This window comes from Micromonospora xinjiangensis (assembly GCF_056150165.1).
Genome location: NZ_JAXCFO010000006.1, coordinates 22535 through 35759 on the forward strand (window position 1 = coordinate 22535; position 13225 = coordinate 35759).

Here is a 13225-nt window from a genome sequence, read left to right on the forward strand (position 1 = left end):
CCGGTCAGCCGCCCGGTACCACCAGCCCGCTCTCGTAGGCGAACACCACCGCCTGCACGCGGTCGCGGAGCTGGAGCTTGGCCAGGATCCGGCCCACGTGCGTCTTCACCGTCGCCTCCGCCACGTGCACCGTCGCGGCGATCTCCGCGTTGGCGAGGCCCTGCGCCACCAGCAGCAGGATCTCGCGCTCCCGTTCGGTGAGCTGGGCCAACCGCGGATCCTCGGTGGGGCCGGGACCGAGCTGGCCGGCGAACCGGTCGAGCAGCCGCCGGGTGACGGAGGGCGCGACCACCGAGTCGCCGTTGGCGACCACCCGGATCGCCGCGAGCAGCTCCTCCGGGGGCACGTTCTTGAGCAGGAAGCCGCTGGCCCCGGCGCGGAGCGCGGCGAAGGCGTCCGCCTCGGTGTCGAAGGTGGTGAGGACGAGGACCCGGGGCGGGCCGGAGGGCCGGTCGGCGCAGAGTCGGCGGGTCGCCTCGACCCCGTCCATGGTCGGCATCCGGATGTCCATCACCACCACGTCGGCCTCGACCTTGGCGAGTACGCGCAGCGCGTCGGCGCCGTCGATCGCCTCGCCGACGACCTCCAGGTCGGGCTGCGAGTCGAGCACCATCCGGAACCCGGCGCGCACCAGCGCCTGGTCGTCGACGATCACCACCCGGACCGTCATGCCGCGATCACCTCCGTCGTCCCGGTGCCCGACGGTAGCGGCAGCCGCGCCTCGACCTGCCAGCCCCCCGCGAGCCGGGAGCCGGCGGTCAGCGTGCCGTCGTACACCCCCACCCGCTCCCGCATGCCCACCAGGCCGTGCCCGCCCGAGGGCGCGGGGTGCACCACCGGGCGGCCGCGCCCGTCGTCGACCACCCGGACCACGACAGCGCCGTCGGTGTGTTCGAGGGTCAGCTCCACCTCGGCCCCGACACCGGCGTGCTTGAGCGCGTTGGTCAACGCCTCCTGGGTCACGCGGTACACCGTCAGCTCCAGGCCGGGTGGCAGCGCGGGCATCTCGTCCGTGCCGGTGGTGCGGATGCGCAGTCCGGCCGCCCGGAACCGGTCGAGCAGCGTGGGCAGTTCGGCCAGCGCGATCCGCCGGTGCTCGGGGTCGCCGGCGACGGCCGGGGCGTCCGGCCCGACCTCCGGCTCCGGCGGGTCCGGCTCTCGGAGCACGCCGACCAGCCGCCGCATGTCCTCCAGCGCCTGCCGGCCGGTGTCGGCCACGACCTTCACCGCCTGGCGCGCGGTCTCCGGGTCGCGGTCCAGCATGAACCGGGCGCCGTCGGCCTGCACGATCATGACGGCCATGCTGTGCGCGACCACGTCGTGCAGCTCCCGGGCGATGCGGCTGCGCTCACCGGCGACGGCCGCCCGCGCCTCGGCCTCCCGTTCCCGCTCGAGCGTGGCGGCCCGCTCCTCGAGGCTCAGCACGTAGAGCCGGCGGGTCCGCACGTTGAGCCCCATGAGCCAGACCGCGCCGGTGACCAGCCCGAAGGAGATCGCGGTGCCCCACCAGGGCGCGGCGCCCTTCACCTGGTGCGCGGCGAGCACCGCGCCGATCTCGGCGGCGATCCCGGCGAGCACGCCGTCGCGGAGCTTGTCGGCGTACTTCACCACGGAGTAGACGGCCACGAGCACCGCGAGGTCGAAGGGCAACGGTCCCCAGCCGGCGACGACCTGGGTCAGCCCGAGCGCCCCGACCACCACGGCCGTCGCCGTGGGGTGGGAACGGCGGAACAGCACGGCGACGGCCATGCCCACCCCGAGGAGGGTGGCCTTCCAGCCGCCCGGCTGGGCCACCACGCCGACAAGGCCGAAGAACAGCACCATGCCGGAGACGGAGACGTCGAAGGCGACGCCGCGCAGCGGGCGGCCGAGGACTGTGCGGTTCACGGTCACCCAGCGTACGTGCTGTGTGTGCGGGTCGACGCCGTCGCCCGACCGGGGCGCGCGGGGACCGGGCGGGCCGCGCCGGGACGTTCAGTTGGCGAGGAGTTCGCGCATCCGCTGGATCTCCACGGCCTGCTCGGTGGCGACCGAGTTGGCGAACTCGTTCAGCTGCTGGTCGGCGCCGACGGTGAGCAGGTTGGTCGCCATCTCGATGGCGCCCTGGTGGTGCTCGGTCATCATCCGCACGAAGAGCTGGTCGAACTCGGCACCGCGGGCCGCGGCCAGCCGCTGCAACGCCTCGGGCGTCTGCATGCCGCGCATGGTGCCGTGGTCGTGCCCGGGCACCTCGGCCGAGAGCCCGCGGGTCTGGAGCCACCCGCGCATCATGCCGATCTCCGGACCCTGGCTGGCCCGGATCCGGTCGGCGATGGCCCGCACGTCCGGGTCGGCGGCCCGTTCGGGGGCGAGCTGCGCCATCTCCAGGGCCTGACCGTGATGCGGGATCATCATCCGGACGAACCAGACGTCCAGCTCGTTGTGCGGGCTCTGGCGCGTGTCCGGGAGGTCGTCGGCCCCCCGGACCGCGGCCGACTCCCCCGGCCGGCCCGGCACGATCACCGTGAGGTCGCTCGGCAGCGGGCTGGCCGGCGTGGCGCTGGTGGCCGCGGCGACCGGTCGGGCGGGCGCGGCGTCCGAGTCGCCACGGGCGGCGACGAAGACCACGACCACCAGCGGCAGCGTGATCGCCAGTGTGACGATCGCCAGGACGCGGGCGCGTCGGCCGGTCATGGGCAACTCCCTGGGGTCGAGGTCACCGCGATGCTATCCATCGAAGAACCCTCATCGATGTGACGCGCATCACATCGATGGGCATCGTCCCGCTGTAGGGTGTCCACAATCGTCACCCACCTGCGCGAAGGGTCTCGCCGATGATCAGACTCCACAAGCCACGCTTACGACAGCTACGGATCGTGAGCATCGCCGCGGCCGGCCTCCTCACCGCCAGCGTTCTCGTCGCCCCGCCGAGCAGCGCGCAGGTCGCGCCGCAGGCCGCGGCCCCGGCGGCCGCCGCGAACACCATCCCCGGCGTTGACGAGATCGTCAGCAGCCCCAACCTCCGGCAGATCGCCAACGTGCCCAAGGTGGCCCCGCTGGACGCCACCAACAGCGATCTCGCCTTCCAGGGCAAGTACGCCTTCGCGGGCAACTACAACGGCTTCGTCATCTACGACATCTCCCGGCCCAGCGCGCCGCGGGTGGTCTCGCGGGTGCTCTGCCCGGGGTCGCAGAACGACATCTCCGTCTACGGCGACCTGCTCTTCCTCTCCACCGACTCGTCCCGCAGCGACGACTCCTGCAACAGCACCGCGCAGGGCGCCGACGTGAAGGAGTCGTGGGAGGGCATCAAGATCTTCGACATCAAGAACAAGGCGAACCCGCGCTACATCAAGTCGGTGGAGACGGCCTGCGGCTCGCACACCCACACGCTGGTGCCGGGCAAGGACCGCAAGACGGTCTACGTGTACGTCTCGTCGTACAGCCCGCGCGCGACCTTCCCGGACTGCCAGCCGCCGCACGACTCGATCTCCATCATCAAGGTGCCGGTGAAGAAGCCGACGACGGCCGCCGTGGTGGCCACGCCGAACCTCTTCCCGGACGGCGGCTTCGAGGGCAGTGAGACCGGCTCGGCGACGACCGGTTGCCACGACATCACCGCCTACCCGTCGAAGGACCTGGCCGCCGGCGCCTGCATGGGCGACGGCATCCTGATGGACATCCGCGACCGCGAGGCGCCGCGGGTGATCAACCGGGTGCGGGACACGGTGAACTTCGCGTTCTGGCACTCCGCCACGTTCAACAACTCCGGCACCAAGGTGATCTTCACCGACGAGCTCGGCGGCGGCGGCGCGGCGACCTGCAACGAGGAGATCGGCCCGAACCGGGGCGCGGACGCCATCTACGACATCACCGGTCGCGGTGACGCCCGGAAGATGATCTTCCGCAGCTACTACAAGATCCCCCGGAACAACGCGGACACCGAGAACTGCGTGGCGCACAACGGCTCGCTGATCCCGGTGCTCGGCAAGGACATCATGGTCCAGGCGTGGTACCAGGGCGGCATCTCGGTCTGGGACTTCACCGACTCGGCCAACCCGAAGGAGATCGCCTTCTGGGAGCGCGGCCCGCTCTCCGTCGACGAGTTCGTCGGTGGCGGCACCTGGTCCGCGTACTACTACAACGGGCACATCTACTCGAACGACATGGTCAAGGGCCTGGACGTCCTGAAGCTCAACGACTGGCGCACCTGGACCGCCGAACTGGTCCGGTACAAGGAGCTCAACGTGCAGACCCAGCCGACCTACCTCGGCGGCCGGTAGGCCACCGTCGGGCGGTAGCACGTACGCGACGGGCCCGGCCTCCGATCCACGGGGGCCGGGCCCCGTCACGTCCGGGCCCCCACGCTCCGGCGCGGCCCCACCCCCGGCCGGGAATCTGCCGAGGCGCCGGGCCGCCGCGGAGCCTGACCGCCGCGGGAGCCGGCCGCTCGGCTCGGCTGCGGACGCCTCAGCTCACCGGCAGCTGGTAGCGCCGCTCGGCGCCTCCCGCGGTGACCAGCCGCACCTCGCCGCTGCGCAGCCCGTACGTCACCGACCAGCGGGTGTGCGCCTGCCGCACGGCGGTCAGCACCCGGTGCGCCGCCGCCGCGTCGACCGTCCCGGCGGCCTCGGTCATCGCCCGGGCGATCAGGTCGTACCGGCGGTCCTCGCGGCGCTTCTCCTCCGGGATGCCGGCGACCGGCACGTTGGTCAGCGCCTGCCAGTCGCCCTGCCCGCGCTCGACCCGCATCCTGCCGTCGACGAACTCGACCACCGCGGACGCCCCGGTGGCGTCGGCCAGCAGGTAGTGCAGCGCCGGCCCGCCGGAGAAGTCGAGGTTGTGCGCCGCGAAGACGGCGACCGCCTCGTCGACGGTGGCGGCCCGGTCGAGCACGAGGCGCAGGATGCGTACGGAGCCGACCGTGGGCCTGCCGGGCACCGGGTCGGCCCGCGCCGCGTCGTCGGCGGCCAGTCCCACGGCCAGGCCGCGCTCGTTGAGGCCGTCGAAGGGCAGCAGCGGCGCGTTCAGCAGCCGGCGGTCACCGGCCGGGTCGGCGCCCACCCCGAGGTACGACATGTCCACCAGAGAGATCGACGCGTACCCCTGTGGCGGGTCGGTGCGCAGCACCATCGCCGGGTTGGCGTCCCAGTCGAAGTTCCGGGCGAAGAGCGGCCGGCTCCGGTCACCGGCGGCCACGAAGAGCGAGCAGCCGAACGGGCTCGCCGGGGAGGCGTCCGTCCCGGTCGTCGCGTCGTACCGCCCGACGTAGGTCATCTCGTACAGCGGCAGGTCGTCGACCCGGCGCAGGCTCGCCAGGGTCTGCTCGACCTGCGCGGCGTCCTGCCGGGAGGCGCTGGGCGTGCCGGTGGCGGCCGGCCCGGGCGACGGGCTCCCCGGCGGAGCCGAACAGGCGGTGAGCGCGAGCAGCAGTGTCAGGCCGGCGGCCGGCAGAATCCTCCGCATATTCACCGGAGGCTATGCGCAGCGTAGCCGGCTGTCCATCGCCCGGACCGACCGGACCCCCTGGCCCACCGGCCAGGGCTCACCGGCCGATCACCGCGGGGACCCGTCCCCGGGCAGCATCCCGCCCGATGTGCGAATATTGCCCGCCGTGACCCTCACCGCCACCGCACCTCCCGCCCCCACCGGCCCGGCCCGACGGCGGCGCCCGCACCCCCTGGACGTGGTGGCGGTCCTGCTCGCCCTGCTCGGCGCCGGATTCGTGGCGAGCGGGCTGCTCCCGCACGCGGAGACGGCCGCCACCCTGCACCGGATCGCGCCGCTGCTGCTCTTCCTCGGCACGGTGGTGGTGCTGGCCGAGCTGACCGCGACGGCCGGGGTCTTCGACGTCCTCGGCACGCGGCTGGCGCTGGCGGCCCGGGGCCGGTGGGTGGCGCTCTTCCTGCTCTGCGTGGCGTTCGCCACGGTGACCACGGTGACGCTGAACCTGGACACCACGGCGGTGCTGCTCACCCCCGTCATGCTGGCCCTGGCCCGGAACCTGCGGGTCGCGCCCGCCGCGCTGGCCGTGACCACCGTCTGGCTGGCGAACACGGCCAGCCTGCTGCTGCCCGTGTCGAACCTGACCAACCTGCTGGCCGCCGACCGCAACGGGCTGGATCCGGTCGGCTTCGCCGCCCGGATGTGGCTGCCGGCCCTCGCCGCCGTCGCGGTCACCGCGCTGCTGCTCTGGTTCGCCTGGTGGCGTCCGGACCGCCCGCCGGGCGGCCGGTTCACCCCGCCGTCACCACGACCGCCGGACGACCCGGTGCTGTACCGGACGGCGCTCGCCGGCTGCGTGATCTTCGTGGTCGGGGTGCTGGCCGAGGTGGAGATCGCCGTCGTGTCGTCGGTGGCGGCCGCCGTGGTGCTGGCCGGTTTCGCGCGCCGCGCACCCCGGACGCTGGGCGCGCGGCTGCTTCCGTGGCGGCTGCTGCTCATGGTCACCGGCCTGTTCCTCGTGGTGCAGACCCTCGGCCGGTGGGGGCTGGACGACCTGGTCGAGGGCCTGCTCGGCACCGGGGACGGAGCGGCCGGGCTGCTGCGCGCCGCCGGTACCGGCGCCCTGCTCGCCAACGGCGTGAACAACCTGCCGGCGTACCTGGCGGGCGAGTCGGCGGTGCCGACCGACGCCACGACACGTCTGCTGGCGCTGCTGATCGGCACGAACGTGGGTCCGCTCGCCGTCCCCTGGGCCTCGGTGGCCACACTGCTGTGGTTCGAGCGCTGCCGCGCGCACGGGGTGCGGGTGCCGCTGGCCCGGTTCCTGCTGACCGGCGCCCTGCTCGCCGCGACCGGCACCGCGGCGGCCGTCGGTGCGCTGCTGCTGACCTGAACCGCCGGCCGCGCGGCTCAACCGGTCGGGATCCGGTCGAGCTGCTCGGTCAGGGCGGCCGGGGAGAGCGCCGGCCGGCCACCGGGATGACCGACGGTGGCGCCGGCCGCGGCCACCGCGTACCGGGCCGCCCGCTCCTCCGGCTCGCCGCGCAGCAGGGCGACGGTGAGCGCGGCGACGAACGCGTCCCCCGCGCCGGTGGTGTCCACCGTCGGCGTGGCGCTCAGCGGGACGAACTGTTCGCCGTCCGGCCAGACGAACGCGTTGCCCGCTCCGGATACCTCGACGGCCACCAGCCTGGGACCGCGACGCCGCAGCGCGCGCCCGGCGGCCAGGCCGCCCGCCGCGTCACGCGGGGCGTCCCCCGTGAGCAGCTCGGCCTCCCGCGCGTCGGCGCGCAGCACGTCGGCGGTCGACAGCAGCTCGTCGGCGACTCCCGGGTCGGACGGCGCGCCGTCGAGCACCACGAGCCGGCCCGCGGCCCGGGCCGCCCGCGCGGCGGCGAGGGCCGCCATGCCCGGTTGCTGGAGCTGGACGAGCACCGCGCGGGCCGCGCGCACCGCGTCCGCCGCCGCGGCCACGTCGGCGGGACCGAGCAGCACCGACGGCGGCAGATCCTCCAGGTACCGCCACCGGCCCCGGGAGTCCAGCAGGTCGACGATCAGCCCGGTCCGGGCGTCTGGACGGCGTACCACCCGGTCGACGTCGATCCCGTCGGCGCGGGCCTGCGCCAGCAACCGCTCGCCCGCCTCGTCGTCGCCGACCACGCCGAGCAGACCCGTCCGCGCGCCGAGCTGGGACGCGGCGACCGCCTGGTTGGCACCCTTGCCGCCGAGCAGCTCCCGCCGCTCGCGCACGGGCACGCTGCCGCCGGCCTCCGGCACCTCGTCCACGAGCAGCACCAGGTCCCGGGCGACCTGCCCGACCACCAGCACGTCCAGATCCGCCATGCCGGACAGGTACCCCGGCGCCGCGCCCGCCACGCCCGGCCGAGCAGGCGGCGCTCCGCCCACCCGCCCGCCGCTCACTCCCGCGCGCGCTCGACCGCGAACATGTAGCAGCCGTACACCACGTTGCGGCTGTGCAGCTGGCGCACGGCCGGGTCGGCGAGCAGCTCCGCGATCACGGACTCCGGATCGCCGCCGTCGTGGCGCCGGCCGCCGTGGATCCGGCCCCGCCGGTCGTACGCCCGCAGCACCTGCTCGCGACCGCGCCAGGCGGCGGGGTAGTCGCCGGGCGCCTCCGGTCCCGGGCAGGGCTCGGCGTGGGCGAAGACCGGTCCGACCTCGCGGTACGGGCCGGCGGCGACCGGGGGCGCGTACCCGAACAGCAGCAGCGCCTCGCCCGCGGTGGCGTCGCGCAGGCAGCAGCGCAACGGTTCTCCACCGCCGGCGTTGACGGTCTCGACCGGGCGGTCGGCGGCGTCGCGACGGGTGCGGCGGACGGTGTCGAGCAGGTCGGACGGCAGCGGGCGGACGACGAAGTCGATCAGGCTGGTCATGCGCCCAGCCTGGTCCGGCGCCGGCACGACCGCTGGCGGCCATCGGACCTCGCGCTGCCGCCGTCGGCCGCACGGGCAGCGCGGCGGGGCGCCGTCAGCCCGGCAGTGGCGCCTCGTCGCCACGGGTACGGCGGGGCCCGACCAGCCGGCGCACCATCGGCGCGGCGTTCCACCTGGCGGCGCCCACCAGGTCCCGGGCGTGCTCCAGCACCGTGTAGTCCGGGCGGGCCAGCCCGTCGGCGATCGCCCGGTCCAGGTCGTTGCCGCACCGGCTCAGCACGTTGTCGAAGTCCCGTCGGACCGGCTCCAGCAACTGGTAGCCGTACGAGCGGTACAGCCGGGCGAACAGCGGCTTGTAGAGGCGGGCCCGCTCGTGCAGGCCGGAGGAGTACGACATCGGGTTCTTCGGCCGCCGCAGCACGTAGTCCGGCAGCAGGTCGGCGTACGCCCGCCGGACGATCCACTTCTCCTGCCCGTCGCGCAGCTTCAGCTCCGGCGACAGCCGCATGGCGAGGTCGACCACGGCGAGGTCCAGGAACGGCACCCGCGTCTCGACCCCGTGGCCCATGCTGGTCCGGTCGACCCGTTGCAGCTCCGTACGACCGAGGTTGCGGATCCGGTGCCGGAAGAGCCGGCGGGACGCCTCGCCGACGACCTCGTGGTACATCGGGTACCCGCCGAACAGCTCGTCGGAGCCGTCACCGGTGAGCGCGACCTTCACACCGAGCTGCCGCAGCCGCCGGAACAGCGGCACGGAGACGACCGCGTTGATGATGTCGCCGTACTCGGTCAGCTCCGAGATGCGGATCGCCTCCCGGACGTCGGCGAGCCGGATGTCGCGCGGACGCAGCTCGACCACCTCGTGCGGCACCCCGAGGTCGGCCGCGAGCCGCCGCGCGTACGCCACGTCGGGGCTGTCCGGTACGCCGACCGTGATCGCCACGCAGTCCGGGTGCAGCTCGCGTACATGGCTCAGGACCAGCGAGCTGTCCAGCCCGCCGGAGAGCACCACCCCGACCGTGAGGTCGGTGTCCACCCGCACCCGGACGCTGTCCTGCAACGCGGCACGGACGAGCAGGGCGGCCTCGTCCGGGTCGTCGATGACGGGCGTCCCGTCCCCGAGGGTCGACAGGTCCAGGTGCGGGCGCAACCGGACGAGGCCGTCGGCGTCGGCCCAGCCGTGGTGCCCGGGTGGCACCTCGCCGATCGGCGCGCGGTGCCCGACCAGCGCCTTGACCTCCGAGGCGAGATGCAGACAGCCCGGCTTGCGCACCCAGTAGAGCGGTTTCACGCCCAGTGGGTCCCGGGCCAGGTACGCGCGGCCGGTGGCCCGCTCGACCGCCACGAAGGCGTACTCGCCGCGGAGCCGGCCCACCGCGTCCTCGCCCCAGCGTTCGAAGGCGGCGAGCACCACCTCGGTGTCGCTGCAACCCCGGAAGACGTGGCCGTACCGGGCCAGCTCCGCGCGCAACTCCCGGTGGTTGTAGATCTCGCCGTTGTAGCAGAGCAGCCAGCGCTCGTCGGCGGAGGTCCACGGCTGCACCGCGCGGTCCCGGTCCACCACCCGCAGCCGGCGGGTGCCGGCGAGCAGGCCGGCCTCGTACCGCGCCTCGGTCACCTCGCCCCGCGGGGCCAGGCGGGAGAGCATCCGGCGGAAGATCGTGGGATCGGCGTCCGGGCCGATACTGAGGGCGATGCCGCACATCGGCTCAGATCCCCATCTCGGCCTCGTAGGCCCGACGCAGCCGGCGACGGGCCGCGGGTGCGAGGCACACGTGCCAGGCCTGCCCCTCGTCGACCACGTTGATCTCGCCGGCCTCCTGCCGGTCCAGCAGCAGCGAGGCCAGGGTGTCCCGTACGCCGAAGCGGGCGAACCAGGCCATCTCCACGTCCACCGCGTAGCCCACGCAGTGGGCGCTGGGCAGCATGGCCGCGTACCCGAGGCGGCGCAACCGGTGCTGGTGCTCGGCGCTGCGGGCCAGCGAGGTCACCCACAGTGGTGGGGTGCCGGGCGGGGTCGCGGCGGCGAACTCCCGACCGACGTCGTTGAGCAGGGCCACGACCTCCCGGCGGGCACGCCGCACGAGCACGCCGGCGGTACGCGGGGTGCCGTCGGGGCGCAACCGGCGGCGGGCCGCCTGCCACCCGCGGCCCAGCAGCGTGGCCGGCTGCTCGCGGTACCGGAAGCGCAGCAGGTCCCGGCGGCGCAACCACTCCAGGTCGACCAGGTCGGTGCTGCCCCGCACCTGGGTGTCGGTGAGGAACGCCGGCGTGTCCCGCCACCACATGACGTCGATGCGGGAGAGCAGGTAGATCCGCACGAGCGCGGTCAGGTCCCCGGCGGCGCTGCGCGGATTGGGCTGGTAGCGGGCCATCTCCAACAGCAGCGTCTCGCGGGTGCCGAGGAGCCCCTGCGGGGTCGCGTCGAGCACCGCGGCGAGGGCCGGCTCGCGCAGGCGGTCGTCGACGAGCACCTGGCGCGCGGTGGCGCTCGGCGCGTCGGCCAACGCACCGACCTCCACCAGCAGGTCGGCGACGGCGGCCCGGTAGGCGGCGAGGTCGGGCTCGTCGGCGGGCGGCCGGCCGGATGCGGCGGGGAGGTGGCGGACCGGTGCGGGGGAGGTGACCGCGGGACCGGGCCGGGGTCCGGGGCTTCGGCTGGGCACACGCATGATCGGTCCTCTCTGCGGTCACGACACCTGGGTCGCTCGCCCTGCACCCACGGTAATCTCCCCGATCGGGAGAAGCCCGAACAATCCTCCTATGCACCCCTATTGGCGACGCTCGGTCCGCGACGGTCGGCGGACCCCCGGACACCACAGGGCCACCGAGCCGTGCACGAACCGGTCAGCCGGCCCCTGCGGTCTCCGACGACTGCCGGCCCGCACCCTCGCGGACGAGCCGCCGCACGTCGGCGTAGGACGGCACCGCGCCCGCGCGGGCCCCGTCCGGGCGGGACTCCGCCGACCCGGGCCGCAGCGCCGCCACGGTGGCGAGGGCGGCGCCGAGCGCGGCGCGGAACAGCAGCGAGCCGGTGCTCACCCGGGCCACCCCGAGCCGACCCAGCTCCTCGACGCTCGGCCCGCCGGGGCGGTGGAGCACGTTCAGCGGGCCGCCTACCGCTACCAGGGCGCGGATCGTGTCCGCGTCGGGGGCCCCGGGGGCGAAGAGGCCGTCCGCCCCGGCCGCCCGGTACGCCCGGGCGCGCACCAGGGCCTGCTCCCGCGGCGCCGGGACGTCGAGCCACCAGGCGTCGGTGCGCGCGTTGACGAAGAGCTCCGGCACGGCCGCCTTGACCGCCGCGACCTTGGCCGCCACCGCGTCCACGGGCGCGAGGGTGCCGTCCGGCTGGCCGTCCTCGAGATTGACGCCGACCACGCCGAGCCCGGCCAGCTCGACGGCGAGGTCGGCCACCTCCGCCGGGTCGTCGCTGAATCCCGCCTCGACGTCGACGGTGAGCAGCGCCGGGAGCCGGCGCAGGCCGCGGGCCAGGGCCAGGGTCTGCTCCCGGGTCGCCCCGGTGCCGTCCGGCAGGCCGGCCGCGGCCGCCACGCCGAGGCTGGTGGTGCCGATCGCCGGGTAGCCCCGGTCGGCGAGCGCGGCGGCGGAGGCGTGGTCCCAGGCATTGGGGAGCAGCAGCGGCCGCCCGGCGTGGTGCAGCGCCCGGAACGCGGCGCACCGCTCGGCGTACGGGGCGGCGGCGGGCGGCACGAGAGCGGCATCGGATCGGGTGGTCATCGTGGCAGCACCTCGAGTCGGGTCGGCACCCGCAGCAGCGGGTGCGGTTCGTACGTCACGGGTTCCGGAGCGCGCCGGCAGCGCTCGCGCAGCACGTCCAGCACACCGGTGGCCAGCCCCACCGCGTGCCGGTGACCGGGGCAGCCGCGCGGGCCCGCGCCGAAGGTCAGTGCGGGGAGCGGCCGCCCGGGCGCGAAGGTGCCGGGGTCGTCGAAGACGGCCGGGTCGCGGTTGGCCGCGTCGAAGCGCAGCAGCAGCGGCGTGCCGGGCGGCAGCTCCACGCGGCCGAAGCGCAGCCGCTCGGCCGTGATCCGTCGGGTGCCGCGCACCGGTGGGTCGAGCCGCAGCACCTCGCCGAGCAGCTCCCCGGTGTCCTCCGCCGTAGGCCGGTCGGCCGCCCTGGTCGCCGAAAGGGGGGCCGCCGTGGTCGCCGGGCTCGACAGGCGGGTAGGCCCCGTGGTCGCCGGGAGGGGCGGCCCGCCGGGCGCCACGTCGGCCGGGCGCCGCGGCCGGGGCAGCGGACCGGCTGCCGGGGGCAGCAGGTGGCGGGCGCCGGTCCCGATCAGGCCAGCCGTGGCGTCGCAGGCCTGGATGAGCAGGCCGAGCCGGTTGGCGAGGTCCTCCGGCTCGGCCGGCGGGGCCATCGCCACCAGGACGGTGACGGCGCCGTCGGCCCGCCAGAGGGCCGCCGGATCGGCGCCGGGCTGGTAGGCGGCGGCCACCGTGGTCACCGCCGCGACGGCGGCGTCGGGGTCGGCGAGGCCGAGCCGGGCGGCGAGCACCCGCAGCGGTACCCGCCGGGCGAGCGCGGACACCACGTCCAGGCGGTCACCGGCGGCATCCAGCGCGGCGGCGGTCGACCGGGCGGCCTCGGCGCGCAGCTCCGCCGGGTCGAGCGGGGCCAGCGCGGCGAGGCCGGACGCGCGCCGGGCGGGATGGTCCTCCGGCCCGCTGAACCGGCTCACCAGGCCACGGAGCCACCCGAGGCTGTAGGCCGCGCCGGGGCGGGCGGCCGGCACCCGGCAGGCCGGCTCGTGCAGCGCGGCGCGGACGTCCTCGTACCGGGTCAGGATGCACCCGGTGTCCGGGGCCGGGGTGGGCGGTCCGCACGGCGGGGTGTCGGGCGGGAGCGGGACGTGTGGTCGGTTCGCGGTCACGTGGCGACGCTA

General features: G+C 75.2%; 12 protein-coding genes. 2 read left to right on the forward strand and 10 right to left on the reverse strand.

The annotated features are described in order from the left end of the window. Positions 1–4: 4 nt before the first annotated feature. From SM573_RS21615 to SM573_RS21625, 3 genes are all read right to left on the reverse strand, one after another. Positions 5–670: a response regulator gene (locus tag SM573_RS21615; RefSeq protein ID WP_474610376.1), complete on the reverse strand. Its 666-nt coding sequence runs from the start codon at positions 668–670 to the stop codon at positions 5–7. Next, complete coding sequence (locus tag SM573_RS21620) at positions 667–1893, reverse strand: sensor histidine kinase (protein ID WP_474616915.1); 1227 nt, start codon at positions 1891–1893, stop codon at positions 667–669. The genes SM573_RS21615 and SM573_RS21620 overlap by 4 nt, the downstream gene beginning before the upstream one ends. An 81-nt stretch (positions 1894–1974) precedes the next feature. Continuing rightward, complete coding sequence (locus SM573_RS21625) at positions 1975–2673, reverse strand: DUF305 domain-containing protein (RefSeq protein WP_474610378.1); 699 nt, start codon at positions 2671–2673, stop codon at positions 1975–1977. 140 nt (positions 2674–2813) lie between these two features. On the opposite strand from SM573_RS21625, the gene SM573_RS21630 reads away from it, so the two are divergent. Beyond that, a complete protein-coding gene (locus SM573_RS21630; protein WP_474616916.1) occupies positions 2814–4262 on the forward strand; it encodes an LVIVD repeat-containing protein in 1449 nt (482 codons plus the stop codon). Positions 4263–4449: 187 nt separating this feature from the next. Here SM573_RS21630 and SM573_RS21635 read toward each other — a convergent pair whose 3' ends face one another. Beyond that, positions 4450–5445, reverse strand: coding sequence for a carcinine hydrolase/isopenicillin-N N-acyltransferase family protein (locus SM573_RS21635; protein ID WP_474616917.1), 996 nt, complete (start codon positions 5443–5445; stop codon positions 4450–4452). Positions 5446–5593: 148 nt separating this feature from the next. Here SM573_RS21635 and SM573_RS21640 point away from each other — a divergent pair, with 148 nt between their 5' ends. Next, positions 5594–6817, forward strand: a complete 1224-nt coding sequence (locus SM573_RS21640) for an ArsB/NhaD family transporter (protein ID WP_474616918.1) — start codon at positions 5594–5596, stop codon at positions 6815–6817. 17 nt (positions 6818–6834) lie between these two features. Here the strand turns inward: SM573_RS21640 and SM573_RS21645 are convergent, their stop codons facing one another. From SM573_RS21645 to SM573_RS21670, 6 genes are all read right to left on the reverse strand, one after another. Continuing rightward, positions 6835–7767: a PfkB family carbohydrate kinase gene (locus tag SM573_RS21645; RefSeq protein WP_474610382.1), complete on the reverse strand. Its 933-nt coding sequence runs from the start codon at positions 7765–7767 to the stop codon at positions 6835–6837. 74 nt (positions 7768–7841) lie between these two features. Next, on the reverse strand, positions 7842–8318 hold the full coding sequence (locus SM573_RS21650) for a DUF1203 domain-containing protein (protein ID WP_474610383.1): 477 nt from the start codon (positions 8316–8318) through the stop codon (positions 7842–7844). Positions 8319–8412: 94 nt separating this feature from the next. Next, the gene (locus tag SM573_RS21655) at positions 8413–10023 is read right to left on the reverse strand and encodes an asparagine synthetase B family protein (protein ID WP_474610384.1); all 1611 of its coding nucleotides are present in this window, start codon (positions 10021–10023) and stop codon (positions 8413–8415) included. A gap of 4 nt (positions 10024–10027) precedes the next feature. Continuing rightward, positions 10028–10990, reverse strand: a complete 963-nt coding sequence (locus SM573_RS21660) for a DUF5715 family protein (RefSeq protein ID WP_474610385.1) — start codon at positions 10988–10990, stop codon at positions 10028–10030. Positions 10991–11165: 175 nt separating this feature from the next. Then, a complete protein-coding gene (locus SM573_RS21665; RefSeq protein ID WP_474610386.1) occupies positions 11166–12056 on the reverse strand; it encodes an isocitrate lyase/PEP mutase family protein in 891 nt (296 codons plus the stop codon). Next, positions 12053–13213, reverse strand: a complete 1161-nt coding sequence (locus SM573_RS21670) for a cytochrome P450 (protein ID WP_474610387.1) — start codon at positions 13211–13213, stop codon at positions 12053–12055. Before SM573_RS21670 ends, SM573_RS21665 begins: the two co-directional genes overlap by 4 nt. Between the last annotated feature and the right edge of the window lie 12 nt (positions 13214–13225).

What these genes read in the sequence shown, in the direction of transcription:
- SM573_RS21615 (WP_474610376.1), bottom strand. Translation starts at nt 670, where the DNA reads ATGACGGTCCGGGTGGTGATCGTCGACGACCAGGCGCTGGTGCGCGCC.
- SM573_RS21645 (WP_474610382.1), bottom strand. Translation starts at nt 7,767, where the DNA reads ATGGCGGATCTGGACGTGCTGGTGGTCGGGCAGGTCGCCCGGGACCTG.
- SM573_RS21660 (WP_474610385.1), bottom strand. Translation starts at nt 10,990, where the DNA reads ATGCGTGTGCCCAGCCGAAGCCCCGGACCCCGGCCCGGTCCCGCGGTC.
- SM573_RS21630 (WP_474616916.1), top strand. Translation starts at nt 2,814, where the DNA reads ATGATCAGACTCCACAAGCCACGCTTACGACAGCTACGGATCGTGAGC.
- SM573_RS21665 (WP_474610386.1), bottom strand. Translation starts at nt 12,056, where the DNA reads ATGACCACCCGATCCGATGCCGCTCTCGTGCCGCCCGCCGCCGCCCCG.
- SM573_RS21655 (WP_474610384.1), bottom strand. Translation starts at nt 10,023, where the DNA reads ATGTGCGGCATCGCCCTCAGTATCGGCCCGGACGCCGATCCCACGATC.
- SM573_RS21650 (WP_474610383.1), bottom strand. Translation starts at nt 8,318, where the DNA reads ATGACCAGCCTGATCGACTTCGTCGTCCGCCCGCTGCCGTCCGACCTG.
- SM573_RS21635 (WP_474616917.1), bottom strand. Translation starts at nt 5,445, where the DNA reads ATGCGGAGGATTCTGCCGGCCGCCGGCCTGACACTGCTGCTCGCGCTC.
- SM573_RS21625 (WP_474610378.1), bottom strand. Translation starts at nt 2,673, where the DNA reads ATGACCGGCCGACGCGCCCGCGTCCTGGCGATCGTCACACTGGCGATC.